Source organism: Marinobacterium weihaiense, from assembly GCF_019061305.1.
In the GTDB taxonomy this organism is placed as follows: domain Bacteria; phylum Pseudomonadota; class Gammaproteobacteria; order Pseudomonadales; family Balneatricaceae; genus Marinobacterium; species Marinobacterium weihaiense.
Genome location: NZ_JAHQZT010000003.1, coordinates 156,987 through 181,318 on the forward strand (window position 1 = coordinate 156,987; position 24,332 = coordinate 181,318).

Here is a 24,332-nt window from a genome sequence, read left to right on the forward strand (position 1 = left end):
GAAACCCCGATGTCGAAGCAATACAACGCGGAAGCGATAGAAGTTCTCAGTGGCCTGGATCCGGTCCGTCGCCGTCCGGGCATGTACACCGAGACCGACCGCCCCAACCACCTGGCGCAGGAAGTGATCGACAACTCGGTCGATGAAGCCCTGGCCGGCCATGCCCGGCAGATCGACGTATGCCTGCATGAAGACGGCTCCCTGAGCGTGGCCGACGACGGTCGCGGCATGCCGGTGGATATCCATCCGGAGCAGGGCGTCAGCGGGGTCGAGCTGATCCTCACCAAGCTGCACGCGGGCGGCAAGTTCAACAATGACAACTACAACTATTCCGGCGGCCTGCACGGCGTCGGGGTGTCGGTGGTCAATGCCCTGTCCAAGCTGCTCAACGTGGAAATCAAGCGCGACGGGCAGGTCTATCGCATCGGCTTTGCCGATGGCGACAAGGTCTCCGAGCTGGAGGTGGTCGGTACGTGCGGCAAGCGCAACACCGGGACCAGCTTGCGCTTTCTGCCGGATCCCAAGTATTTTGACAGTCCTCGTTTCAGTGTGGCCAAGCTCAAGCACAACCTGCGTGCCAAGGCGGTCCTGTGTCCCGGCCTCAAGGTAATCTTCACCGATCTGAGCAGCGGCAAGCAGGAGCAGGAAGAGTGGTACTACGAGGACGGCCTGGTGGCCTACCTGCGCGGCACCACCCAGGTTTATGAGACGCTGCCGCTGGAGCCGTTCAGCGGCAGCCTTCAGGGCGAGGAAGATGCGGTGGAATGGGCTGTACAGTGGCTGGCCGATGGTGGTGACGTCACCGCCGAAAGCTACGTCAACCTGATTCCCACGGCGCAGGGCGGCACCCATGTCAACGGCATGCGCACCGGCCTGCTGGAGGCCATGCGCGAATTCTGCGAGTTCCGCAACCTGCTGCCGCGTGGCGTTAAGCTGAGCCCGGATGACATCTGGGATCGCTGCTGTTACGTGCTGTCTGCCAAGATGCGCGACCCCCAGTTTGCCGGCCAGACCAAGGAGCGTCTGTCCTCGCGTCAGATTGCGGCCTTCATTTCAGGCGCCATCAAGGATGCGTTTTCGCTCTGGCTCAACCGTCATGTGGAAGAGGGCGAACGGCTGGCCGAAATGGTGATCGCCAGCGCCCAGCGGCGGCTGCGGGCCGGGCGCAAGGTGGTGCGCAAGAAGGTGACCCAGGGACCGGCCCTGCCGGGCAAGCTGGCGGATTGCTCCGGCGCCGATGCCAGCCAGTCCGAACTGTTTCTGGTGGAGGGGGATTCCGCCGGCGGCTCTGCCAAACAGGCGCGCAATCGCGAGTTCCAGGCGATCATGCCGCTGCGCGGCAAGATCCTGAATGCCTGGGAGGTGGATCCGGCCGAGGTACTGGCGTCGCAGGAGATCCATGACATTTCAGTGGCGATTGGGGTGGATCCCGGTTCCGACAAGCTGGACGGGCTGAGATACAACAAGGTCTGTATTCTGGCCGATGCCGACTCTGATGGCCTGCACATCGCCACCCTGCTGTGTGCCCTGTTCGTCCGCCATTTCCGGCCGCTGGTGGCGGCCGGTCACATCTATGTGGCGATGCCGCCGCTATACCGTATCGATTTCGGCAAGGAGGTGTATTACGCCCTAGATGACGGCGAAAAGGATGGCATCGTTGAACGCATCCGGGCCGAGCGCAAGAATGCCAAGATCGGCGTGCAGCGCTTCAAGGGACTGGGCGAGATGAATCCACTGCAGCTGCGCGAGACCACCATGTCGCCGGATACGCGCCGCCTGGTACAGCTGACGCTGGATGCCGGGGATGACACCCTGGAAATCATGGATATGTTGCTGGCGAAAAAGCGCTCGGGTGACCGCAAGCGCTGGCTGGAGCAGAAGGGTAATCTGGCCGAGGTGATCTGACGCCCTGTTGGGCAAGTCTGATACAAAAACGCCGGGCTCTGCCCGGCGTTTGATGGGTACCGATGTCGGTTATGAACGCGGCACGTAATGCAGCAGCTTCTCTCCGTCGTCATCGCTGTAGATACAACGGAAGCCCTTTTCCGCTGGCAACATGGCACATCCGGTCGCTTCCAGTTCCCCGGACGGGGTCCAGTTGTCTTCGCAGCTCTGTCGGCTTTCTGCCTTGGTTGTCTGGGTGCTGAAGACGTTGCCCTCCTGGCTCCAGGTATACTCGCTGCGGAAGCGTGCACAGCCACCTTCCAGATAACGGTAACTACCGGTATTGTCGGCACGGATATCGTCTTCTGCAAAAGCGTTGTCATCAATGCTGCAGTCGTAACTGGTGCCTGTTACGTGATAGCGGCCAACCGGGTTGATGCTGGCCTGGCTGGAGCCGTCCAGGCTGATCTGCACATCGGTGCTGAGGCCCTGTTCGATGATATCGAAGCGGTAATCCATACCGGCGCCCTGACTGCGCAGCATCTGTGATAGCTTGGCCCGGTTGACGCAGCCGTCGTGACGGCCGTAGCCAGTATCCATCTCACGTGCCACCTCACCGGGCAGCGCATCAATCAGGTCGGCGAAGCGTCCATAGTTGGCGCCCAGGCGTACCAGGCCGTTTGCATCCAGGCTTTCCTGCTTGAGCGCTTCGGCGGCCGTGCCGGCCTGTTCACCGGTGAAGGCTACCAGATGATCACCCTGCAGACCGGCTTTGAGGCTCAGGCCCGGTACGGCAAAGGACAGGTCGACGTCGGTCAGCGTGCCATCGGTCGGGATCTGCAGCTGACGTCCGATGGGAGACATGGACAGCATGCCCAGCAGCGGCTGCGGGTTGCTGGTAGCGATACTGAACAGGAAGTCGAGGTTTTTCGGCAGGCCGCGCTCACCCTCGAAATCGATGTTGTAGAGCGAGAAGCCAGCGCCCTGCGTGCCCTGTACCATGCCGGTGAACATGCCGGCCATGGCCGGGTTGGCGTTGCCCAGCTGGCGCTGCAAGCGTTGCAGCTCTTTGCACTGAGATGGGGTGGCCTTGGCCTTGTTGAGCAGAGTGGTGGCGGCCGGGATCAGGTTGTCTACATTCAGGCCCACCCCCAGGCCTAGGAGCTGCTGCTCGGAAGGTGCCGTATGACCCGGAATGTGGCCACGCAGGGAGGCCAGCGCCTCGACCACGTCTGCATTCTTGATTTCCAGTACCGTGCGACTGGTGGTGGCTGTGGCGCTCTGCGCGGTATTGCCCGCGACCATACGGGGGACCTGGCTGACCAGACTCAGTACTTCAGTGCGGCAGGCTTCATCCATGCGTGCGGTCGGCAGGGATTCGTCCTTGGCGCTCATCAGGGCCTTGAGGTCCTGCCCGAAGCCGTTGCTGTCTGGGGTCAGGAAGCCCTGTGCCAGGCGCTCCAGGTGCACCAGTGCCAGCATGCCGTTCTGGAAATCATAGGCTGTCTGCAGCTGGTCCAGTTCGCCACTGTCTGCCAGTGAACGCGCCGGCTTGATCAGCGCCATACGCGCCTGCTTGTCCGTATCCTGATCGAGGAAGTGGAAGGCGGTGAGGGTGGCAACGCCGTTGCGAACGTTGATTGCCAGTTCGAGGCTGTCCTCATTCTCCGGGGTCAGGCGCCACAGTTTGACGCTGGTATCGCCCAGGCTGATTTCCCGTGCGGTCAGGCCGCTGTCGGCGGAGGCCTGCTCCAGCACGTTCCAGAAGCGGGTTTCATCCTTCAGCCCAAAGCGGAGCACCGGTACCATGCCGTCCATGTACACGGCCTGTGGCCGGGCCAAGTCGAGACCATAATGATCGACCATATCGCCATAGGTGTTGGCATTGCCCAGGAAGTCACGCAGCAGTGCTTTCGCAAAAGCCTCCTGAGGTGTCTCGTGGCGGCTTGACGATTCCAGTTCATCCAGCAGTTGTTTGACCTGAAACTGCGAATTGGCCAACAGCGGTAGCTGGCGCATCTGTTCAACTTGTGCCTGGTCAACCTGACCGCCGGCGTACAGCACGGTATCGGCCGGTACATACGCAGCCATCGGTTCGACACTGCTGCCGAACCAGCCCTGTTGCCATGCAAGACCCGCGCCTGCAGCGGCAACCAGCACCCCTGCACCTATCCACTTCTGCATCCTTAGCTCCCTGTTTGGGTTGTTGTGCTGACAGGCACCACCGCATGGCCATCCCTGCCCGTATTCCAGGCGAGATCATAGCATCAACTGAAAACGGGCTATAGTGAATCTGAGGTGAAAGGGGGAGGTTGTATGACCCATGCAGGAGCCTTGTACCGCCGGGCTTTGATACTGCTGTGCGGGCTGTTGCTGGCCTGGCCGGTATGGGCGCTGGGGCGGCCGTTGCAGCAATTGGTCGACGCGGGACGCCAGGGGCTGTTGCCGGGGGTGGAAATTCGGGACTGGAACACGCTGGAAAGGTTCTATGCCGCACGTGACTGGCAAATGGTCTGGTCGGACCCTCAGGGGCGCCCTTACCGAGACCGCCAGCAGCCGCTGGTTGCCTGGATTGCGCTCTCGCATGAACATGGCCTGGACCCGCGCGATTATGGTTATCGACGTCTGCAACTGGTGCCAGGGCAGCTGCGTCTTAGCAGCGAGGCATATTTGAATGATCTGTTGATGAGCCACGCCTTTATCGAGCTGGCGCGGGACTTCTCCGGCAGCCGTTTCTCGCTGGCACAGCATGACCCGCTCTGGCGCCTGCCGCCTCGAACGCTCGATGCCCAGGCTTTGCTGGAGCAGCTGGCGCGTGGCGCCCAGGTGGATACGCTGCTGCGTCGGTTGTTGCCGGTTGCGGGCGAGTATTGGCGGCTGGTGGAGCTGCATGTCGAGCTGGTGATGCAGGCGCAGCTGCCTTATATGCCGCCGGCTCTGCCTTCGGGCCTGTTGCGGGTGGGGGACCGGCATCCTGAACTGCCGTCTTTGCGCCATTGGCTACAGCAGCAAGGGTTGTTATCACGTCTGGCCGGCGAGACCGAGACTGGCTTGTACACGCCGGCATTAGCTGCGGCTGTGCGCCTGTACCAGCAACAGCAGGGGCTGGATGTGGACGGCATTTACGGCCCGGATACCCGTGCCGCCATGCTGTTCAGTCCACAGCAGAAGGTACAGCAGGCCCGTATCAATCTGGCGCGCTGGCGTGCTTTGCCACATGCCCTGGGGCGGCGCTATCTGCTGGTGCGCACGGCTGCTTTTACGTTGGACCTGGTCGAGTACAACGAGACCGTGCAGCGCCATGACATTATCAGCGGCCGGCCCCAGCGCCCCAGCCCGTCCTTCAGCGCCAACATCGACCGCTTGATCATCAATCCACCATGGACTGTGCCGTTCCGACTGGCCGTGGAAGACCTGTTGCCCAAGCAGCAACAGGACGGTGAGTACTTCACTCGGCTGGGCATCGAGGTGCTGGCACAGCAGCAGGGACGGTGGCAGCCGGTTGCCCATGACAGCATCGACTGGCAGGGACTGTCAAAACGCAACTTTCATTACCTGCTGCGCCAGCGTCCCGGGCCGGACAACAGTTTGGGGCGCTATCGTTTCGGCATGCCCAATCCGCACAGCATTTTTCTGCACGATACACCTCAGCAATCCCTGTTTTCGGCGCCCAGCCGGGCGTTCAGTTCCGGGTGTATTCGGGTCGAGGCCATCGAGCAGTTGGCGGCCCGTCTGGTCGATGAAGACGCGCTGGCAGAGGCGGTAAACGGGGAGGAGACTCACACGCTGCAGTTGAAGCACCCGCTGCCAGTGCACCTGGTGTACTTGACGCTGTGGGTCGATGAAGCGGGTGGAGTGCATTACCATCGTGATATCTACGGGCTGGATGCCCGTCTGGCGGCGGTGCTGGGACCGCCGCCACCACCGCCGGCTCAACAGCTCATGCACATGGCGCAAAGGGTACTGAAACACTAGTCAGGCTGTGTACAGCTGGGTAAAATCCACACAGATCTGTTTGTATTGTGTACAGCTGTAAACATCTGAGGTGACCATGCTGTTAACCCCCCGCCGGCGCAAGCCGGGTGCCACTGCGGAGCCGCGCTGCCGTCAGCGCCGACGTCTGCTGGGCGGCATCGCCGGAGCCGCGACCCTGCTGCATCTGCCCAAGGCGCATGCCAACATCCAGCCGCTGTTTGGTCGCGAGCTGCGCTTCGACCATCTGCATACCGGTGAGCGGCTGCACACCACCTACTGGGCCCAAGGCGATTACGTCCGCGACAGCCTGGCGGACATCAACCACCTGCTGCGTGACTTCCGGACCGGCGAGGAGCACCCGATTGATCCGCGTCTGCTGGACCTGCTGCACCGACTCAAGCAGCAAAGCGGCAACGACAACCCGTTCCAGATCATCTCTGGCTACCGTTCGCCCCGCACCAATGCCCGGTTGCGAGCTGCCAGCAACGGCGTGGCCCAGAAGAGTCTGCACATGCAGGGCCAGGCGCTGGACATTCGCCTGCCCGGCACGCCGCTCAAGGAGCTGCACCGTCTGGCCTGTGATGCCAAGGTGGGCGGGGTCGGGCTGTACACCCGTTCCAACTTCATCCACATCGATACCGGGCGGGTGCGCTACTGGGGCGGCTGAGGCTCCCGAATGGTGGCCAGGCGGTCCTTCAGGCTGGCCACCGACAGCTCGCCCAGGTGCGAATCGCGCAACTGTCCGCTGGCATCAATGAACAGCGTGGTGGGCAGGGCACGCGAGCCGTAGTGCTCGCCGAGCAGGTTCTGTTGATCGAGCAGCACATGCTCCAGTTCCACTTCCAGCTCCCGCAAGAACGCGTTGACCGTGGCGCCATCCTCCCCCAGATTGGCAAACAGGAAAGTGACCTGCGGGTAATCATGCTGGGCCTGTTCCAGCACCGGCATCTCGCGCACGCAGGGGGGGCACCAGCTGGCCCAAACATTGAGCACGATGGGCCGGCCGGCAAAATCCTGCAGATTGACGGGCAGCCCCTGGGGCGTCATCAGTGCCATGTCCGGCAAGGCGCGGGTACTGCTTTGGATCTGCGCCAGGGGAATGGCCGTGCTGCCCCAAGTGATTCCGCCACACAGCAGCGCAATGCCAAGCGAGCGGCGCAGCTCCGGCTGACGCCAGGTGTAAACCAAGGCAGCCAGCGCTCCGGTCAGTACACCACTGAGCCACCAGAAACCGCCATCGCGAATGTCGATGATCTGCAGCGGATCGGCCAGATAGTCGCTGCCAAAGCGCAGCACAAAGCCGAGACGGGCGCCGACCAGCGCCAGCAACACGATAGTGATCAGTGCCGCTTCCGGGTTGCGACCTCCGCGCCGGCTGCTGATCCAACCGGCGAAAAGGGCAACGGCCACGGCGATCATGATCAACAGGCGGTCCAGTGACAGGGCAAAGGGCCCCAGGGCCAGGGATTGCATGGTATGTCTCCTATAATACGGGCACAGAGGTTGACCCCGTGCCGGCGCGGATGTTCAGTCGGGCTGCGTTCAGTCGGACTGCGTTCAGTCGGACTGCGTTCAGTCGGGCTTCAGCCGTTGGCCGGTCCAATACCGTTTTGTTGTCAACGAGGATATCCGCATGTGGCCGCGATTTCAGTTATTGCCCTTGATGCTGTTTGCCGTACTTCTGTCCGGTTGTGCCGGACTGCAGCCCGGTTATGATGCGCCCACTCTGGAAGTGACGGGCGTGCGCTTGGACCCTGAGGCCGCGTCGGGCATGCCCCGTTTCCTGATCGGGCTGCGCGTGATCAACCCCAACCGCCGGGCGCTGCAGCTGGACGGTGTCAGCTATAACCTGTACCTGCAGAATCAGCGTGTGCTCAGCGGGGTGAGTTCAAAGATCCCGCAGGTGGCGGGCTACAGTGATCGAAATTTCGAGGTGGCCGCCTCGCCTGCCCTGTTCGGCAGCATGCGCCTGCTGGTGGATCTGATGAATCAGCCGCAGCTGGACGCGTTGGAATATCGGGTTGAGGCCAAGCTCGATGGCGGCGGGCTGCAGTGGCCGGTGCGGGTTGAGGACAGGGGCCGGCTGTCGCTGGGGCCGACCGCGCGTTAACCCTTGCCGTGTCCCTGGGCGGCCAGTTCGGCACAGTAATCCTTGACGGGCAGCGCCGTCGTGAACAGCAGGTAATCGGCCGGCGGCAGGCCGTCCACGGCATTCGGCACGTAGTGGAGCGGATCAGTGCCGTTGTCGACTGGGATCATCAGGATACTGAGGGCCGGTACCTGCTGTAGCCAGCGGGGAATGCCCAGATCCCGACGGGCATGGATGGTACCGGTCAGCATGATGCCGATGCGTTGTGGCTGCTGGTGCTTGATAAGCTGTGCTGCCATTTGTTGGTCGCGTGCCAGCTGGACTTGGCGCATACCGTTCAGTGACTGGCGCGGCAGCTGTCCACAGTGGCTTTCGAACAGCAGGTCGCGCATGTACACCGCGTGTGACTCGCCCAGATCACCCCGGGGAGCACCTTCGGCATAGGCCTGACGCTGCTCGTCGCGGGTCAGGTCGGCACCAACCACGGCGGTGGCGCGGGCCAGGGCCGTGTTGACCACCTCGCCATACAGGCGCCAAGGCCAGCCCGGTTGCCACTGCAGAGCCTCGGGCAGGACGTCGTCGCGTCCCAGGGCCGCATCCAGCAGGCGCTGCTGGCTGTGATCGGCCATTTCCAGCGCCACCGCGCCGAGTTGGTCACGCTGTGACAGGGCCTGTATCCAGTCTGCCTGAATACGATGATGCTCGGGATGGTCGTGCTGCTCGCCCAACAGTACCCAGCCGCCGCGGGGCAGTTGCTCCAGCAGGTCGTGCTGGCTGACAAACTGCTGTTGGGCCACGGACCACAAGCGTCCCTCCAGTGTGGCATCGGCGTGAGCCAGAGGTACTGCCAGAGGTACGATCAGCAGCATCAACAGAGCCGACAGGCGTGTTTTCATGAAGCCCCCCGAGAGCTGGAGACATCCAGGTAGTCACGGGAAATCACGCTTTCCAAGGCGTTGACGGCGGCGACCAGCTCGTCAAAGGTTTCACGGCGCTGCCTGAGGGCCGCCACCTGCTCCGGCGAGGGCATCTGGCCATCGGCTTCATTGGCCAGCGCCAGTAGCTCTGCCACATATTCGGCCCGCGCATGCGCAACCAGCGTCAGGACCGGCTTGAGATCCTCCAGACTGAGCTGGGGGAATCTCGGGTTGATGATGTCACGGTTGATGTCGCGGCGCTGCCGGTCCAACTCCAGCAGTAGGCGGTTGTTATCGGTTGACATGGCGGTATCCTCGCTAAGGTCCTGATCTGAATCTAGCACATGGAGACGCCCGCCGAGGAGCCCTGCTGTGTGGGCGGACAATCAATGTACTGATGCAGGCCGGGTATTCGATCACTTGCTGCAGCCGGGGCCGGTGAACGGATGCGCAACAGGCACCGAGCTGGCATACTCCTGCCCTAACCGGCTGGCCGGTACGGCATCCGTTTCGGGGGCTTGCCCGTGCTGGCGGCATCCAGTGTTCAAGGACCAGTTGATGAGTGTAGAAACCACTTTTGACGGCGATACCGAGCAGCTGTCACTTCGCGACTTTACCGAAAAGGCGTACCTGGACTATTCCATGTACGTGATTCTCGACCGCGCCCTGCCGCATCTGGGCGACGGCATGAAGCCGGTGCAGCGGCGTATCGTCTATGCTATGTCCGAGCTGGGGCTCAAGGCCACGGCTAAGTACAAGAAGTCGGCGCGTACCGTCGGTGACGTGCTGGGCAAGTTCCATCCGCACGGGGATTCCGCCTGCTACGAGGCGATGGTGCTGATGGCACAGCCGTTCAGCTACCGCTATCCGCTGATTGATGGTCAGGGCAACTGGGGGTCGCCGGATGATCCCAAATCGTTTGCGGCCATGCGTTACACCGAGTCACGGCTGGCGCCCTATGCCGAGGTGCTGCTCAAGGAGCTGGCTCAGGGTACAGTCAACTGGGTCCCCAACTTTGACGGCACGATGAACGAACCGGAGGTGCTGCCGGCACGGCTTCCCAACGTGCTGCTCAATGGCGGCACCGGCATTGCCGTGGGCATGGCCACGGACATTCCCTCGCACAACCTGCGTGAGGTGGCTGCGGCCTGCTGTCATCTGCTGGACAGCCCCGGAGCCACGCTGGATGACCTCTGTGCGCTGATTCCCGGGCCGGACATGGCCACCGAAGCCGAAATCATCACGCCGGCGGCCGAGTTGAAAAAGCTCTATACCAGCGGCAAGGGCAGCTTCCGCATGCGTGCGATCTGGAGTCGGGAAGAGGGCGGAATCGTGATTACGGCTTTGCCGGCCCAGGTGTCCGGGGCCAAGGTGCTGGAGCAGGTCGCCGCACAGATGCAGCAGAAAAAACTGCCGATGGTGGTGGACCTGCGTGACGAATCGGACCATGAAAACCCGACCCGGCTGGTGATCGTGCCCAAGCGGGGCAAGGATCTGGATGCCCTGATGGCGCACCTGTTCGCCACCACGGATCTGGAGCGCAGTTACCGCGTCAACCTGAACATGATCGGCATTGACGGCCGCCCGCAGGTGAAGGATCTGCGCCAGATTCTGGTGGAATGGTTGAGCTGGCGCACCAGCGTGGTGCGTCGCCGTCTCGAATACCGCCTGCAGAAGGTGCGCGACCGTCTGCATGTGCTCGAAGGTCTGATGGTGGCCTACCTCAATATCGACGAGGTCATAGCCATCATCCGTGAGGAAGACAAGCCGAAAGAAGAGCTGATGCGCCGCTTTGAACTGAGCGATGTCCAGGCTGATGCGATTCTGGATCTCAAGCTGCGCCATCTGGCCCGGCTCGAAGAGATCAGGATCCGGGGCGAACAGGACGAACTCAACGAAGAACGCCAGTACCTGGAAGACACTCTGGGGTCCGACGCGCGGATGCGGGCACTGATTCGTGAAGAGATCGAAGCCACCGCCGAGGAGTTCGGAGATGCGCGGCGCTCGCCGCTGGTGGAACGCGGCGAGGCCCAGGCGTTCAGCGAGAAGGATCTGCTCAGTGCCGACCCGGTGACCGTAGTGCTGTCCAAGCAGGGCTGGATCCGGGCGGCCAAGGGCCATGACATTGATGCCGAAGGGCTCAGCTATAAGTCCGGCGACGGTTTCAAGCTGGCCAGCGCCGGGCGCATGAATCAGCCCTGCATTTTGCTCGACTCCACCGGCCGCAGCTACACGCTGGAAACTCATAAGCTGCCCTCGGCCCGGGGCCAGGGTGAGCCGGTCACCGGTCACGTCAGCCTGCCCAAGGGCGCGATGGTGGATGCGCTGGTATGTGGCCCCGAACAGGCCGCGGTGCTGCTGGCATCCGACGCCGGATACGGTTTCATCACCCGCATCGAGCAACTCACCAGTAAAACCAAGAACGGCAAGGCGGCACTGACCTTGCCCAAAGCGGCCCGGGTGTTACCGCCGGTACTGGTGCCGGGTGAGGATGCGCTGCTGGCGGCTGTCAGCAGCGAAGGGCGCCTGCTGGTGTTCCCGGTGGCAGAACTGCCGGAGCTGGCCCGCGGGAAAGGCAACAAGGTGATCAATATCCCCGGCGCCAAGGCGGCCACAGGGGAAGAACTGATGACCCAGGTGATCCTGCTGAATCCGGGCGATACCCTGGTGGTCAATGCCGGGCGCCAGCATCTGAAGCTCAAGGGGGCGGAGCTGGATCAGTATCGTGGCGAGCGTGGCCGTCGCGGCAGCAAGCTGCCACGGGGCTATCAGAAGGTCGACAGCCTTGAGATTCTGGCCGGCTGATCCCGCGCGGGAGTGCCTTGCTCAGGCGCTCCCGCGTTCGCGCTCGTTGAGCTTCTGCATCAGGTGATCTGCCTGTTTCTCCAGCAGCGCCTGGTATGACGGGCTGATGCTCAGAATCAGCACTTTGTCTTCATCTTCGCGGCGAATATCCGCCTGCTCCAGCGGGTTCGCTTTCAACAGCGGTGCCTCGGTCACGGCGGTATGGCTGATCAGGGCGTTGCTTTGGGTGGTGCGGGTCAGGAAGGCTGCTTCCTCCTGCATGCGTTCGATGCCTTCCCGGGGGCCGCGCACCAGTGCCATGTGCAGATTCATCACCGGTTGGAAGGCCCGAATCTGCTGCTGGTTGTATTGCGTGTACAGCCAAGTGAAGAGCATGGCGCAACACAGGGCATTGATGCCGTGGCTGTCCTTGTCATCGCTGTGGCAGAAGCGGATCTGCAGATCACCGTTGCGCAGGGTTTCGATGTCGCCGTTGTAGATGCGTGCCGCGGACGCCGCCAGGGTTCGGTAATTGCGCAGCAGGTGTTCCCGCTCCTCTTCATCCACATTGTCGGAGTGTGCGCTACGGGTATCGATCAGCAGCAGGTAGCCCGCATCCTCCGGTGTCAGCGTCAGCTCCAGTTCCTGTTCCAGGGTATACAGCCCGCCGGCATCGGGTTCCACCAGACTGAGCGGGTTGGTCCATTCGGTGGGGGATGGTTCATCAGGTGGGACATCCGGCTGGCTGAAGGTCAGCTCGTCCAGGTCCGGCACCAGGGCAGCGTCCGACTCATCCTGATCGGCCGAGCGAGGGGTGAAACGCGGAACCTGATGGTGGTCCGGTGCGGGCTTGAGCAGCGAGACCAGGTCATCGGCGTCCAGTGGCGACCGGCTGTCCGCGTCCGGTGTCCTCTCCGCTAGCGGTGCCGGCGTGATATCGGGAACCGGTGGTTGCTCTGGCTGCGGCTCAGCGGGCGGTGTCGGCGGTTCGTCGATCGGGGGGCTCGCGGGTGCGCTGTCGGCCTGCGGAGCGGGCGTGACCGGTCTCGAGCGGCTGGCGGTCGGCGCGGCATACCGGCCCGTTTCAGCGGGTGCCGGCGGTGAGGCAGGCTCTGGGGGCAGAGCGCTGAAGTTGAAATCCGGAATGCTATCACTGTCCTGAGGCAGGCTGAAGGGAGGCGCCGGGCGATCCGCTGTGTTTGGCGCCGGCGCGGCGACAGCGGCGGCGGCCAGGTCCCGCTGTCGCCGCAGGCTCAGGGACAACAGTACCGCGGCAATGCCCAGACACAGCATGACCAGCAGGGCGATCTCAAGCAACTGTTGTTGCAAGGCGGCACGCAGGGGCGCCGGGTTGCTCCATAGGGTCAGCCGACCAATGGGCATCTCACCCTGTACCAGCTCCAGCGTGTGCGTGCGCCCCTGCTGGGACCCGGCCAGCGCGATCAGGGTCTGGTCCGGTGTGCTCAGGCGCAGGCCATTGATCAGCGGCTGGTCCACCAGCTCGTTGAGCAGATAGTTGAGGCTGATGCGGTCATCCGACAGTACCAGGGGTTGAATCAGGATGGCACTGCTGCGCCCCAGTCCGCGGCTGATCTCGGCGGCTTGTTCGGCGGCGCGGGTTTGCAGGCGCAGATACTCCAGGGCGCCGCCCATTGCCAAGCCGAGCAGCAGGATGAGCAGCACGGAGATCAGGGTGCGCAGGGGCAAAACAGGCGTACAGGACACGGTGTCGTCAGTCGGCTCCATCGGGGCTCCACATCCGAAACAGGCAGATGCTTTATTAGGGTGTTTTATAATAGCAACACTTCTGTTTTGGGCACAGTGTTGCCGAATTTGCATGGATCTCAAAGATCTTTGATCCGGGTTAAGGTTATACTGTACCGCTTAAATCATCGACCCGGATAGATGAGATGAATGTAGAAACTTACATGACCGAACTGGGGCAGCGTGCCCGGACTGCTTCGCGCCTGATCGCGCGTGCCGATACTGCCCGCAAGAACAAGGCGCTGGCTGCCATGGCCGATGCCATTGATGCCAGCCGCGAAGCACTGGCTGCCGCCAACGCGCAGGATATGCAGAACGGCCGTGACAAGGGCCTGGATGCGGCCATGCTGGACCGTCTGGAACTGACCCCGGGGCGCATCGACGGCATGATCGAGGGATTGCGCCAGGTGGCGGCGTTGCCGGACCCAATCGGCGGTATCCGTGATATGAACTACCGTCCGTCCGGCATCCAGATCGGCAAGATGCGCGTGCCGCTGGGCGTGATCGGCATCATTTACGAGTCGCGCCCCAACGTGACCTGCGAAGCCGCCAGCCTGTGCCTGAAATCCGGCAACGCCACCATTTTGCGTGGCGGCTCCGAAGCGATCCATTCCAATCAAGCGATTGCGGCCTGCATCCGCGAGGGACTGGAAGCCGCAGGTTTGCCGCAGGAGGCGGTCCAGGTGGTGGAAACCACCGACCGCGAGGCTGTGGGCCGCCTGATTGCCATGCCGGAATACGTGGACGTCATCGTGCCCCGTGGCGGCAAGGGCCTGATCGAGCGCATCAGCACAGATGCCCGGGTGCCGGTGATCAAGCACCTGGACGGCATCTGTCATGTTTACATCGATGCCGAAGCCGACAAGAGCAAGGCACTGAATATCGCCATCAATGCCAAGACCCACCGCTACGGCACCTGCAATACCATGGAAACCCTGCTGGTGGACCAGGCCGTGGCGGCGGATATCCTGCCCGAACTGGCGGACCATTATGCCCAGCTGGGCGTCGAACTGCGCGGCTGCGAACAGACGCTGGCGCTGTTGCCCAATATCAATGCAGCCACCGCTGACGACTGGGACACCGAATACCTGGCACCGATTCTGGCAGTGAAGGTGGTCGCTGATATGGCAACGGCGATTGAACACATCAACCGTCATGGTTCGCACCATACCGATGCCATCATCACCGAGAACTACACCAAGGCGCGGGCGTTCCTGCGCGAGGTGGATTCCAGCTCGGTGATGGTCAACGCTTCGACCCGCTTTGCCGATGGTTTCGAATACGGCCTGGGGGCCGAAATCGGCATCTCCACTGACAAGATCCACGCCCGTGGCCCGGTGGGACTGGAAGGGCTGACCTCGGAAAAATACGTGGTGCTGGGCGACGGTCAGGTTCGCGCCTGATGCAGCCGCTGGTCTTCATGGGCGGGACCTTCGATCCGGTCCATAATGGTCATTTGCGTACGGCACTGGAACTGAAACAGTGGCTGGGGGTCGATCAGGTGTGCCTGATCCCCTCCGGCGCGCCGGTGCATCGTGACGAACCCGGGTGTACGCCGCGGCAGCGTCTGGCCATGGTGCAGCAGGCGGTGGCAGACGAGCCGGCCCTGTGTGCTGATCCGCGTGAAATCGAGTCGGATGCACCCTCTTATTCCCTGCTGACGCTGCAGGCGCTGCGTGAGGAACGAGGGCCGGTATGCCCGATCATCATGACCATGGGCATGGATGCCTATCAGAACCTGCCCGGCTGGCACCGCTGGGAGTCGCTGCTGGAGTATGCGCATATTCTGGTGCTGGCACGTCCGGGCTATGAGGGGACCGATGCCAGTGAGGAACTGCAGCGCTTCACGCGCCGCCACCAGGCCGCCGATGTCAACGAGCTATTGACGACACCGGCAGGCCGGGTATTCATTCAGGAGCTGACGCCGCTGGGGATCTCGGCGACGCAGATTCGGCAGCAGATCGCACAGGGGCAGTCGCCGCGCTACCTGCTGCCGGAGCCAGTATGGCACTATATTTGTCAACACACACTCTATGGTTATCATCAATAAAGGTACAACGCTGTAATGGAGATCGATCAACTGCGTGAGCTGGTGCAGACAGCACTGGACGATATGAAAGCACGCGATGTCACTGAGCTGGATGTGCGCGGCAAGTCCAGCGTCACCGATTACATGGTGATCGCCAGCGGCACCTCACGACGTCACGTCATGTCCGTCGCTCAGGAACTGCTGGACAAGGTCAAGGCTGCCGGACTGCAGCCGGTCGGCACCGAAGGCGAGAACACCGGCGACTGGATTCTGGTGGATCTGGGCGATGTCATCGTTCATGTCATGATGCCGGATGCACGCAGCTTCTATGATCTGGAGCGGCTGTGGCGGTTCGACGCGGACGAAGACGCGGCGGCGGAGTAAGCACTGGGCCATGCGTATTCGTTTGTTGGCAGTGGGCAACCGCATGCCGGACTGGGTGGAGGCGGGCTACAACGAGTATGCCCGTCGTCTGCCGTCCGACTTCCAGCTGGAGCTGGTGGAGCTGGCGCCGGGGCATCGCGGCAAGAATGCCGACCTGGCCCGCGCCATCCGCAGCGAGGGCGATGCTATGCTGGCCGCCATCGGCAAGGGCGATCGGGTGGTGGCGCTGGATGTCAAGGGTCGCCCCTGGTCGACCGAGCAGCTGGCCGGGCAGGCTGAGGGCTGGCGCATGGACGGGCGCAACATCAGCCTGCTGGTGGGGGGCCCCGACGGGCTGGACCCGCGCTGTCTGGCACTGGCGGATCAGAAATGGTCGCTGTCGGCTCTGACTCTGCCGCATCCGCTGGTGCGGGTGGTGCTGGCCGAGCAGCTGTACCGTGCCTGGAGCATTCTCCAGGGCCACCCCTACCACAAGTAATCCCGGCATCATGTCACCTCCCGAGCGCTTAAAGGATTACTCCCGCGAGAGCATCACCTTCACCAACCGCGCCATGATCGCCTTTGGCTTCGTGGTGCTGCTGATGCTGGTGCTGGTCAGCCGCGTCTATTATCTGCAGGTAGTCGAGCATGACCGCTATGCCGCGATTTCGGAAAAGAACCGGGTGCAGCTGCAGCCGGTGGCCCCACGTCGCGGCCTGATCTACGACCGCAATGGTGTGCTGCTGGCCGATAACCGGCCCAACTTCAGCATCACCCTGCTCAAGGAGGAGGTGCGCGACCTGGACGCCACCTTGGCCGCGCTGGGCCGTCTGATCGAGCTGGACGAACGCGATATCGAACGCTTCCAGACCCGTTTGAACCAGCGTCGTCGTCCCTACGAAACGGTGCCCTTGCGGTTCGGTCTGACGGAAGACGAGATCGCCCGCATCTCGCTGAATTATCACCGCCTGCCCGGTGTGCAGGTGGAAGCCGATCTGATTCGCTACTACCCGCATGGCGCCTCACTGGTCCATGCTCTGGGCTATGTCGGGCGCATCAACCAGCGTGAGCTGGGCCGGGTGGATGAGCAGAACTATGCCGCCACGCACTACATCGGCAAGCTGGGGATCGAGAAGTTCTACGAAGATATTCTGCACGGCAAGGTCGGTTTCCAGAAGGTCGAAACCAACGCCCGCGGTCGCATTCTGCGGGTACTGGAGCGGCAGGATCCGATTCCGGGGCGCGATCTGCAGTTGAGCCTGGACCTGCGCCTGCAGCAGTTTACCGAGCAGCTACTGGGTGACCGCCGGGCCTCCGTGGTGGCGATCGAGCCGTCCAGTGGCGAGATTCTGGCCATGGTCAGTACCCCGACCTACGATCCCAACCTCTTCGTGACCGGCATTTCCAGCAAGGATTATAACGCTCTGCGTGACTCGCCAGACCTGCCGTTGTTCAACCGATCGCTGCGCGGCAGTTATCCGCCGGCCTCGACCATCAAGCCGGTGATCGCTCTGGCGGCACTGGAGAGCGGCACCATTACGGCCGAGGATGAGGTCTGGGACCCCGGTTTCTACCAGATCACCCGCAATGGGCGGCGCTATCGGGACTGGAAGCGCTGGGGCCATGGCAAAGTGGATCTGGATCTGGCACTGGCCCAGTCTTGTGATGTCTGGTTCTACGAAACCGGCCACAAGATGGGGGTGGTGCCTATGTCCGACATGCTTGGTCGGTTTGGCATTGGCCAGGATGCCAGCCTGGACCAGCCCGAAGCCCTGACCAACTTCCTGCCGTCACGGGAGTGGAAGGAAGGCAGTCGGCGCCTGCCCTGGTACCCCGGCGACTCGATCAACCTGAGCATCGGTCAGGGGTTTCTGGTGATGACACCCTTGCAGATGGCCACCACCACGGCGGTCATGGCTAACCGGGGGCGCTGGGTACAGCCGCGCATGCTGCAGGGCCTGCTGGCGGAAAGTGACGGCGAGCCCCAACCGTATGCACCGATGCTGAACCGCAAGGAAAAGCCAGCGGATGTGGTGCTCAAAAACCCCGCCCACTGGGATCAGGTTATCGAGGGCATGGTGTCGGTCATGCACGGCCCCCAGGGGACCGCACGTCGTGCGGGACGTGATGCGCCCTACCGCATTGCGGGCAAGACCGGCACGGCGCAGGTGGTCGGCATTGCCCAGGATGAAGAATATGATGCCGAAGCACTGGAAGAGCGCCATCGTGACCATGCCTTGTTCGTGGCCTTTGCGCCGGTGGATGACCCCAAAATAGCCGTGGCTGTGGTGGTCGAGAACGGTGGCGGCGGTTCCTCGACCGCGGCGCCGATCGCGCGTGAGGTGATGGATGCCTGGTTGCTGGGCGACTACCGGAATGACCTGGAGGCAAGTCCATGAGCAATCGTGACTTTCAGCGCACCATGCCCGGCAGCAGCGTGTACCTGCAGCGCCCGACCGGGTTCTGGCACTACACCCACCTGGATGGATGGCTGCTGGGCCTGTTGTTGATGCTGTGTGGCTTCGGTCTGTTTGTGCTGTACAGCGCCTCCGGGCAGGACATGGATTACGTCGTGCGCCAGGCGGTTCGTATGGGCGCAGGCTTATTCGGTCTTATCATTCTGGCGCAGTTGCAACCACGGACGTATCGGCGTCTGGCTCCCTGGGGGTATGTCGCCGGTGTCGGCCTGCTGCTGGCCGTGCTGCTGTTCGGTGTTGGTGCCAAGGGCGCCCAGCGCTGGCTGGAGCTGCCCGGCTTCCGCTTTCAGCCATCGGAGATCATGAAGCTGGTACTGCCGATGATGGTGGCCGCCTGGCTGACCCGTGAGCAGCTGCCGCCGACGTTCAAGCACCTGCTCAGCACGTTGGTGCTGCTGGCGATTCCCACCGTCATGATCATGAAACAGCCGGATTTGGGCACCTCGCTGTTAATCGCGGCGTCAGGTGTGTTTGTTATTCTGTTGTCGGGTGTGTACTGGCGCTGGATTTTCATTGCGCTGGGCCTTGCGGGAGCCGCCCTGCCGGCGCTCTGGGCGGTGATGAAGGATTATCAGCGTCAGCGTGTGCTGACCTTTCTGGACCCTGAAAGCGACCCGCTGGGCGCCGGCTGGAACATCATTCAGTCCAAGACGGCGATCGGCTCCGGCGGCCTGCCCGGCAAGGGGTGGCTGCAGGGTACCCAATCCCAGCTGGATTTCCTGCCCGAATCGCATACCGACTTCATCATTGCGGTGATCGGCGAAGAGCTGGGGATGACCGGTGTTCTGGTACTGCTGGGCATTTATCTGATGATCATCGCCCGAGGCTTGGTCATTGCCGCCCAGGCCCAGGACAGTTTTTCCCGCTTGTTGGCGGGGAGTATTACGCTGACATTTTTTGTCTACGTATTCGTCAATATTGGCATGGTCACCGGTCTGTTGCCGGTGGTCGGGGTGCCGCTGCCCATGGTCAGCTATGGCGGTACCTCGATCGTAACCCTGATGGCCGGTTTTGGGGTGCTGATGTCGATCAGAACCCACCGCCAGATGCTGACTCGATAATGGAGATAGGAATGCGCAAAACACTGGGATGCATGCTGTTGGTCGGTGCCACGCTGACCGGTACCTCGTTGGCCGGTGCCGGCACGGCGGTCGCCAGCGGCTATGACCAGCACCCGCTGGCGGACGAGGTGGTGACCGAGCTGGTGGCCGAGGGGTTTGAGGCGGACGCCGTGCGTGCTGTACTGGCCAAGGCCGAACGCAAGCAGTCGATACTGGATGCCATCTCGCGTCCGGCCGAGCGTCGTCTGACCTGGGGCGAGTATCGCAAGATCTTTGTCGAGCCGCGCCGTATCAAGCAGGGGGTAGCCTTCTGGAACAAGCACGCCGATGCGCTTCAGCGTGCAGAAGAAACCTATGGGGTACCAGCCGAGATCATTGTGTCGATTATTGGTGTAGAAACCCGCTACGGCCGTATCATGGGCCGCTACCGCGTGCTGGATGCACTGACAACGCTGGGCTTCGATTACCCCAAACGGGCCGACTTTTTCCGCGGCCAGCTGGTCGAATTCATGCGCATGAGCCGCGAGGAGCAGCTGGATCCGACCCAGCCGATCGGTTCCTACGCCGGCGCCATGGGCTATGGCCAGTTCATTCCGTCCAGCTTTCGTGACTTTGCGGTCGATTTCGACGGTGACGGCAAGCGCGACATCTGGAAAAACGAAGTGGATGCCATCGGCAGCGTGGCCAATTATTTCAGCGAACACGGCTGGAAGGCCGGCGAACCGGTGCGTTCCAATGTGGTGATCAACGAAACCGCGGATCCGGCCTGGTTCAACGACGGGCTCAAGCCCGAACTGACGCTGGCTCAGTGGGCCGAGCGCGGCATCACCACCCGCCGCGATTTGGATCTGCAGCAGCCGGCCACACTGATGGAACTGACCATGGAAGACGGTGATCACCACTGGTTCGGCCTGCACAACTTCTACGTTATCACCCGTTACAACCACAGCCGCCTCTATGCCATGGCGGTATATGAACTGAGTCAGGCGATCAAGGACGCGCGCTCGGCACCGGTAAAACAGGAGTCCTGAGCATGAAACCCTGGCTGATTCTGGGCGTAAGTCTGAGTGTGCTGCTGGCCGGCTGCGCCTCCAAGGAGGACAATGCCGGTCGTTACAGCATCAAGCAGGACCGGGGGCCGGACCAGGCGGTCGATCTGTCCCGGGTACCGGATGCCGTGCCGCGCATCGAGCCCCAAAGCCGTTGGGGCAACAAGAGCCCCTACACGGTACTGGGTAAGCGTTACACTGTACTGCCCAGTGCCGAGGGCTATCGCCAACGTGGCACCGCCTCCTGGTATGGCAAGAAGTTTCATGGCCATACCACTTCCAATGGCGAGGTCTACGACATGTACCAGATGAGCGCTGCGCACAAGTCGCTGCCGCTGCCCAGTTATGTGCGCGTCACCAACCTGGACAACGGCCGCCAAGTGGTGGTGCGGGTCAATGACCGGGGCCCCTTTCATGACCAGCGCCTGATCGACCTGTCCTACGCCGCAGCGTATCGCCTGGACATGCTGCAGAAAGGCACGGCGCGGGTGGAAATCGAAGCCATTACTGACGCGGCAGCCAGTGGCCAGGCCGGGGGCACGGGGCTCAGCCATGTACCGGCGGAGCAGTCGGCCAGTAACGGCCGTATCCTGCAAGTGGCCGCGTTGAGTAGCATCGGCAACGCCGAGCGTCTGGCGCAACAGTTGCAGAGCCGGTTCGACGAGCCGACCCAGGTCCAGAACAGCGAGCGGGACGGGCGTACCCTGTACCGGGTTCGCCTGGGGCCGCTGAGTGGCCGCTACACATTGAACTGGCTGCTGCTACAGCTGTCCGATGCAGGCTACCCCGGTGCCCATCTGGTGGACTTGCCCTGAGGCCGGGGGTAGAGTTGAGACCTTGTGCGTGGGGCTGCGTTGGCAGCCGCATCTTCACCCATTTCTAACGATGTAACTGACTGACTATGGCGCAACGAATCCCATTCCAGACCGCATTTCTGTACCTGCTCCTGTTGATGGCACTGCTGCTGACCAGCACCGCCCAGGCCGCATCCGCCCTGATTCCGGCGCCGCCGCAGGTGTCGGCCCGTTCCTATCTGGTCATGGATGCTGATACTGGCCACATCATCGCGGCCGACCGTGAAAACGAACGTTTTGCGCCGGCCAGCCTGACCAAGATGATGACCAGCTACATCGTCGAATACGAAATCAGCAAGGGTAACATCAGCGAAGACGACCTGGTACTGATCAGCGAAAAGGCCTGGCGTACCGGCGGCTCGCGGATGTTCATTCAGGAAGGCACCCAGGTCAAAGTGGGTGATCTACTGCGTGGCGTGGTGATTCAATCCGGCAACGATGCCTCAGTGGCGCTGGCCGAGCATATTGCCGGCAGCGAGCGAGCTTTTGCCGATCTGATGAATCAACATGCGCGCCTGCTGGGCATGAACGACACCCATTTCGTCAATGCCACCGGCCTGCCGGCAGATGATCATTATTCCTCCGCCATCGACCTGGCCAAGCTGGCCAAGGCCCTGATCACCCAGTTCCCGGAGCACTACGCGATCTATTCGCAGAAGTACTTCACCTACAACAACATCCGTCAGCCCAACCGCAACAAGTTGCTGTGGCGTGACAACAGCGTCGACGGCATCAAAACCGGCCATACCGATGAAGCGGGCTATTGCCTGGTGGCGTCGGCTACGCGTGACGACATGCGTCTGATCTCGGTGGTCATGGGTACCGACAGCGAAGAGGCCCGTGCCCGTGAAAGCCAGAAGCTGCTGTCCTACGGCTTCCGTTACTACCGTACCCACCAGCTGTACACGGCCGGCCAAGTACTCAAGGACAGCAAGATCTGGGCCGGCAGCCGCGACCAGATCCGTCTGGGCCTGACTGAAGACCTGGCCGTGACCGTGCCACGTGGCAAAGTGGACCAGATGGAAGCCAATATCGAGCTGGACAAAGTGATCAAGGCGCCGGTCGAGCAGGGCCAGGAACTGGGCAAGGTGCGCGTCAGCATTGATGGCGAGACCATCACTACCGTGCCGCTGGTGGCACTGGAAAGCGTAGAGGAGGGCGGGCTGTTCAAGCGTATCTGGCACGCCATCGTCCTGTTTTTCCTGGGCCTGATCGGTTGAAAAACAGACAGAACCCTTGAATACGGTTTATGCTGCCCACATCTTGTATGATGTGGGCAGTTGCATTTTATGAACAGCGAAGTCGTTTACCTCAACGGGCAGTTTCTGCCTCCCGAACAGGCACAGATCTCGGTGTTTGATCGCGGGTTTCTGTTTGCCGACAGCGTCTATGAAGTCATCCCGTTCTATCAGGGGGTCGGGTTTCGCTTGCAGGAACACCTGCAGCGTCTGGCCTACAGTCTGGATGCGATCGGCCTGCAGGCCGAGCAGGACTGGCCGGTGCTGCTGAACGAACTGGTGCGCCGCAATGGTGGTGGCAACCGGTCGGTGTATCTGCAGATCAGTCGTGGCAGCGAGGGGCGCCGACGCTTTGCCAGTGAAGGCAAGCTGCAACCGACCGTGTTTGCCTGTACCACTCCGATCCGCCACATCTATGATGAGGGAGCGGATCGGATTCAGGGATACAATGTCATACTGACCGATGATCTGCGCTGGCACCGCTGTGACATCAAGTCCACCGGCCTGCTGGCCAATCTGCTGATGCAGCAGCAGGCACACCGTGCCGGTGCCGATGAAGCCCTGCTGGTACGGGATGGGGTACTCAGCGAAGGCACATCGAGTAACCTGTTCGTGGTGCGTGATGGGGTTATTCATACCCCGCGACTCAGCGCCGGTATCCTGGGCGGCACCACCCGGGCGCTGATTCTGGAGCTGGCAACTGATGCCGGCATTCCCTGTCAGGAAACGGATCTCCGACCCGAGGCGCTGGCCACGGCGGATGAAGTCTGGATCTCCAGCTCAACCCGCGGTGTGGTGCCTGTAACACGTATTGATGGGCAGCCCGTGGCTGATGGCCAGAAAGGGCCCCTTTGGCAGCACATGTTTGCCCTTTTTACCCGTTTTCAACACCGGCTGATGACCGGAGAGGCGTAATGAGTACCGAAACAGAAGCACCCAAAATCGAATTCCCCCACCCCAACTACCCGATCCAGGTGATCGGTGACAACCAGGCCGACTTCAAAGGCATGGTGATTGAAATCGTACAGGTGCATGCACCGGATCTGGATATCGAGCAGATCGTCGTACAGGAGAGCGGCAAGGGCCGCTACAGCTCTGTACGCCTGAAAATCACCGCCACCAGCGAGCAGCAACTGGTCGAGCTACACCAGGATCTCAAGGCCACCGGGCGTGTGAAAATGGTTCTCTGATGACGTTGGCTGACACGCTGATCATCCGTGAGCTGCCGGGGCTGCAGCCCTACGAGCCCATCTGGCAGTCGATGCAGGCATTGACGGCCAGCCGTGACGGTGACCGGGTTGACGAGATCTGGCTGCTGCAACACGAGCCGGTCTTCACCCAGGGGCAGGCCGGCAAGGCCGAGCACTTGCTCAATCCCGGTGACATCCCGGTGGTGCAGGTCGACCGGGGCGGGCAGGTCACCTATCACGGGCCGGGGCAGTTGATCGCCTATCTGATGCTGGATCTGCGCCGGCGCAAGCTGGGTGTGCGCGAGCTGGTAGATATCATCGAGCAGTCGATCGTGGAACTGTTGGCAAGCTACGGCATCGAGGCCTACCCCAAGCCCGATGCGCCCGGTGTGTATGTCAATGAGCAGAAAATCTGTTCGCTGGGACTGCGCATACGCCGCGGCTGCTCCTTCCACGGGCTGGCGCTGAACCTGAACATGGACTTGGAGCCTTTCCTGCGTATCAATCCCTGTGGCTACGCCGGGTTGCAAATGACTCAGCTGCATACATTGGCGCCCCAGGCCGACCTGGACGCGGTCCCCAATAACCTAGTAAATTACTTGGTTAAGAAGTTGGGGTATACTGAAATCACCCGCACACACACACTGGAAGACTGAAA

22 protein-coding genes are annotated in these 24,332 nt (G+C 62.0%); 17 read left to right on the top strand and 5 right to left on the bottom strand.

The window, feature by feature from the left end; all coding sequences use genetic code 11:
• Positions 1-9 precede the first annotated feature (9 nt).
• Positions 10-1,905, top strand: a complete 1,896-nt coding sequence (gene parE, locus KTN04_RS03570; RefSeq protein ID WP_217333844.1) for a DNA topoisomerase IV subunit B — start codon at positions 10-12, stop codon at positions 1,903-1,905.
• Between the two features lie 69 nt (positions 1,906-1,974).
• Here the strand turns inward: parE and KTN04_RS03575 are convergent, their stop codons facing one another.
• Positions 1,975-4,068, bottom strand: a complete 2,094-nt coding sequence (locus tag KTN04_RS03575; protein ID WP_217333845.1) for a hypothetical protein — start codon at positions 4,066-4,068, stop codon at positions 1,975-1,977.
• Positions 4,069-4,200: 132 nt separating this feature from the next.
• Here KTN04_RS03575 and KTN04_RS03580 point away from each other — a divergent pair, with 132 nt between their 5' ends.
• Both KTN04_RS03580 and KTN04_RS03585 read left to right on the top strand, forming a co-directional pair.
• Positions 4,201-5,859 (top strand): L,D-transpeptidase family protein, encoded by a 1,659-nt coding sequence (locus KTN04_RS03580; RefSeq protein WP_217333846.1) that lies wholly within the window; start codon positions 4,201-4,203, stop codon positions 5,857-5,859.
• A 76-nt stretch (positions 5,860-5,935) separates the two neighbouring features.
• Positions 5,936-6,526: a DUF882 domain-containing protein gene (locus KTN04_RS03585; protein WP_217333847.1), complete on the top strand. Its 591-nt coding sequence runs from the start codon at positions 5,936-5,938 to the stop codon at positions 6,524-6,526.
• Here KTN04_RS03585 and KTN04_RS03590 read toward each other — a convergent pair.
• Positions 6,511-7,332 carry a TlpA disulfide reductase family protein gene (locus KTN04_RS03590; protein ID WP_217333848.1) on the bottom strand — a complete coding sequence of 274 codons (822 nt, stop codon included), beginning with the start codon at positions 7,330-7,332 and terminating at the stop codon, positions 6,511-6,513. The genes KTN04_RS03585 and KTN04_RS03590 overlap by 16 nt on opposite strands.
• Before the next feature lie 160 nt (positions 7,333-7,492).
• On the opposite strand from KTN04_RS03590, the gene KTN04_RS03595 reads away from it, so the two are divergent.
• Positions 7,493-7,969 (top strand): LEA type 2 family protein, encoded by a 477-nt coding sequence (locus tag KTN04_RS03595; RefSeq protein WP_217333849.1) that lies wholly within the window; start codon positions 7,493-7,495, stop codon positions 7,967-7,969.
• Here KTN04_RS03595 and KTN04_RS03600 read toward each other — a convergent pair.
• Together KTN04_RS03600 and KTN04_RS03605 are read right to left on the bottom strand one after the other, a co-directional pair.
• On the bottom strand, positions 7,966-8,844 hold the full coding sequence (locus KTN04_RS03600) for a ChaN family lipoprotein (RefSeq protein ID WP_217333850.1): 879 nt from the start codon (positions 8,842-8,844) through the stop codon (positions 7,966-7,968). The two genes, KTN04_RS03595 and KTN04_RS03600, sit on opposite strands and share 4 nt — an antisense overlap.
• Positions 8,841-9,170, bottom strand: a complete 330-nt coding sequence (locus tag KTN04_RS03605; protein WP_217333851.1) for a hypothetical protein — start codon at positions 9,168-9,170, stop codon at positions 8,841-8,843. Before KTN04_RS03605 ends, KTN04_RS03600 begins: the two co-directional genes overlap by 4 nt.
• Positions 9,171-9,423: 253 nt before the next feature.
• Between KTN04_RS03605 and parC the strand changes: the two genes are divergently transcribed.
• Positions 9,424-11,670: a DNA topoisomerase IV subunit A gene (parC, locus tag KTN04_RS03610; RefSeq protein ID WP_217333852.1), complete on the top strand. Its 2,247-nt coding sequence runs from the start codon at positions 9,424-9,426 to the stop codon at positions 11,668-11,670.
• Positions 11,671-11,691: 21 nt separating this feature from the next.
• Here parC and KTN04_RS03615 read toward each other — a convergent pair whose 3' ends face one another.
• A complete protein-coding gene (locus tag KTN04_RS03615) occupies positions 11,692-13,395 on the bottom strand; it encodes a hypothetical protein (RefSeq protein WP_217333853.1) in 1,704 nt (567 codons plus the stop codon).
• A 164-nt stretch (positions 13,396-13,559) separates the two neighbouring features.
• Between KTN04_RS03615 and KTN04_RS03620 the strand changes: the two genes are divergently transcribed.
• The 12 genes from KTN04_RS03620 to lipB all read left to right on the top strand — a co-directional run bounded on the left by KTN04_RS03620 (position 13,560) and on the right by lipB (position 24,330).
• Positions 13,560-14,816, top strand: a complete 1,257-nt coding sequence (locus tag KTN04_RS03620; protein WP_217333854.1) for a glutamate-5-semialdehyde dehydrogenase — start codon at positions 13,560-13,562, stop codon at positions 14,814-14,816.
• Positions 14,816-15,463: a nicotinate-nucleotide adenylyltransferase gene (nadD, locus tag KTN04_RS03625; RefSeq protein WP_217333855.1), complete on the top strand. Its 648-nt coding sequence runs from the start codon at positions 14,816-14,818 to the stop codon at positions 15,461-15,463. The genes KTN04_RS03620 and nadD overlap by 1 nt, the downstream gene beginning before the upstream one ends.
• A gap of 15 nt (positions 15,464-15,478) precedes the next feature.
• The gene (gene rsfS, locus KTN04_RS03630; protein WP_217333856.1) at positions 15,479-15,826 is read left to right on the top strand and encodes a ribosome silencing factor; all 348 of its coding nucleotides are present in this window, start codon (positions 15,479-15,481) and stop codon (positions 15,824-15,826) included.
• Positions 15,827-15,836: 10 nt separating this feature from the next.
• On the top strand, positions 15,837-16,304 hold the full coding sequence (rlmH, locus tag KTN04_RS03635; protein ID WP_217333857.1) for a 23S rRNA (pseudouridine(1915)-N(3))-methyltransferase RlmH: 468 nt from the start codon (positions 15,837-15,839) through the stop codon (positions 16,302-16,304).
• 10 nt (positions 16,305-16,314) lie between these two features.
• Positions 16,315-18,204 carry a penicillin-binding protein 2 gene (mrdA, locus tag KTN04_RS03640; RefSeq protein WP_217333858.1) on the top strand — a complete coding sequence of 630 codons (1,890 nt, stop codon included), beginning with the start codon at positions 16,315-16,317 and terminating at the stop codon, positions 18,202-18,204.
• Entirely contained in the window at positions 18,201-19,343 is a 1,143-nt protein-coding gene (rodA, locus tag KTN04_RS03645; protein WP_217333859.1) for a rod shape-determining protein RodA, read from the top strand. Before mrdA ends, rodA begins: the two co-directional genes overlap by 4 nt.
• A gap of 11 nt (positions 19,344-19,354) precedes the next feature.
• Entirely contained in the window at positions 19,355-20,374 is a 1,020-nt protein-coding gene (mltB, locus tag KTN04_RS03650) for a lytic murein transglycosylase B (RefSeq protein WP_217333860.1), read from the top strand.
• Positions 20,375-20,376: 2 nt separating this feature from the next.
• Positions 20,377-21,207 (top strand): septal ring lytic transglycosylase RlpA family protein, encoded by an 831-nt coding sequence (locus KTN04_RS03655; RefSeq protein ID WP_217333861.1) that lies wholly within the window; start codon positions 20,377-20,379, stop codon positions 21,205-21,207.
• 86 nt (positions 21,208-21,293) lie between these two features.
• On the top strand, positions 21,294-22,466 hold the full coding sequence (locus tag KTN04_RS03660) for a D-alanyl-D-alanine carboxypeptidase family protein (RefSeq protein WP_217333862.1): 1,173 nt from the start codon (positions 21,294-21,296) through the stop codon (positions 22,464-22,466).
• Between the two features lie 69 nt (positions 22,467-22,535).
• Positions 22,536-23,399: a D-amino acid aminotransferase gene (locus KTN04_RS03665; RefSeq protein ID WP_217333863.1), complete on the top strand. Its 864-nt coding sequence runs from the start codon at positions 22,536-22,538 to the stop codon at positions 23,397-23,399.
• Complete coding sequence (locus KTN04_RS03670) at positions 23,399-23,674, top strand: HP0495 family protein (protein WP_217333864.1); 276 nt, start codon at positions 23,399-23,401, stop codon at positions 23,672-23,674. The genes KTN04_RS03665 and KTN04_RS03670 overlap by 1 nt, the downstream gene beginning before the upstream one ends.
• Positions 23,674-24,330, top strand: a complete 657-nt coding sequence (gene lipB / locus KTN04_RS03675; protein ID WP_217333865.1) for a lipoyl(octanoyl) transferase LipB — start codon at positions 23,674-23,676, stop codon at positions 24,328-24,330. Before KTN04_RS03670 ends, lipB begins: the two co-directional genes overlap by 1 nt.
• Positions 24,331-24,332: the final 2 nt, after the last annotated feature.

What these genes read in the sequence shown, in the direction of transcription:
- KTN04_RS03615 (WP_217333853.1), bottom strand. Translation starts at nt 13,395, where the DNA reads ATGGAGCCGACTGACGACACCGTGTCCTGTACGCCTGTTTTGCCCCTG.
- KTN04_RS03655 (WP_217333861.1), top strand. Translation starts at nt 20,377, where the DNA reads ATGAAACCCTGGCTGATTCTGGGCGTAAGTCTGAGTGTGCTGCTGGCC.
- KTN04_RS03580 (WP_217333846.1), top strand. Translation starts at nt 4,201, where the DNA reads ATGACCCATGCAGGAGCCTTGTACCGCCGGGCTTTGATACTGCTGTGC.
- rlmH (WP_217333857.1), top strand. Translation starts at nt 15,837, where the DNA reads ATGCGTATTCGTTTGTTGGCAGTGGGCAACCGCATGCCGGACTGGGTG.
- nadD (WP_217333855.1), top strand. Translation starts at nt 14,816, where the DNA reads ATGCAGCCGCTGGTCTTCATGGGCGGGACCTTCGATCCGGTCCATAAT.
- KTN04_RS03600 (WP_217333850.1), bottom strand. Translation starts at nt 8,844, where the DNA reads ATGAAAACACGCCTGTCGGCTCTGTTGATGCTGCTGATCGTACCTCTG.
- KTN04_RS03660 (WP_217333862.1), top strand. Translation starts at nt 21,294, where the DNA reads ATGGCGCAACGAATCCCATTCCAGACCGCATTTCTGTACCTGCTCCTG.
- parE (WP_217333844.1), top strand. Translation starts at nt 10, where the DNA reads ATGTCGAAGCAATACAACGCGGAAGCGATAGAAGTTCTCAGTGGCCTG.
- KTN04_RS03620 (WP_217333854.1), top strand. Translation starts at nt 13,560, where the DNA reads ATGAATGTAGAAACTTACATGACCGAACTGGGGCAGCGTGCCCGGACT.
- KTN04_RS03585 (WP_217333847.1), top strand. Translation starts at nt 5,936, where the DNA reads ATGCTGTTAACCCCCCGCCGGCGCAAGCCGGGTGCCACTGCGGAGCCG.
- mltB (WP_217333860.1), top strand. Translation starts at nt 19,355, where the DNA reads ATGCGCAAAACACTGGGATGCATGCTGTTGGTCGGTGCCACGCTGACC.
- KTN04_RS03575 (WP_217333845.1), bottom strand. Translation starts at nt 4,068, where the DNA reads ATGCAGAAGTGGATAGGTGCAGGGGTGCTGGTTGCCGCTGCAGGCGCG.
- rodA (WP_217333859.1), top strand. Translation starts at nt 18,201, where the DNA reads ATGAGCAATCGTGACTTTCAGCGCACCATGCCCGGCAGCAGCGTGTAC.
- KTN04_RS03590 (WP_217333848.1), bottom strand. Translation starts at nt 7,332, where the DNA reads ATGCAATCCCTGGCCCTGGGGCCCTTTGCCCTGTCACTGGACCGCCTG.
- KTN04_RS03665 (WP_217333863.1), top strand. Translation starts at nt 22,536, where the DNA reads ATGAACAGCGAAGTCGTTTACCTCAACGGGCAGTTTCTGCCTCCCGAA.
- KTN04_RS03605 (WP_217333851.1), bottom strand. Translation starts at nt 9,170, where the DNA reads ATGTCAACCGATAACAACCGCCTACTGCTGGAGTTGGACCGGCAGCGC.
- parC (WP_217333852.1), top strand. Translation starts at nt 9,424, where the DNA reads ATGAGTGTAGAAACCACTTTTGACGGCGATACCGAGCAGCTGTCACTT.
- KTN04_RS03595 (WP_217333849.1), top strand. Translation starts at nt 7,493, where the DNA reads ATGTGGCCGCGATTTCAGTTATTGCCCTTGATGCTGTTTGCCGTACTT.
- mrdA (WP_217333858.1), top strand. Translation starts at nt 16,315, where the DNA reads ATGTCACCTCCCGAGCGCTTAAAGGATTACTCCCGCGAGAGCATCACC.
- lipB (WP_217333865.1), top strand. Translation starts at nt 23,674, where the DNA reads ATGACGTTGGCTGACACGCTGATCATCCGTGAGCTGCCGGGGCTGCAG.
- rsfS (WP_217333856.1), top strand. Translation starts at nt 15,479, where the DNA reads ATGGAGATCGATCAACTGCGTGAGCTGGTGCAGACAGCACTGGACGAT.
- KTN04_RS03670 (WP_217333864.1), top strand. Translation starts at nt 23,399, where the DNA reads ATGAGTACCGAAACAGAAGCACCCAAAATCGAATTCCCCCACCCCAAC.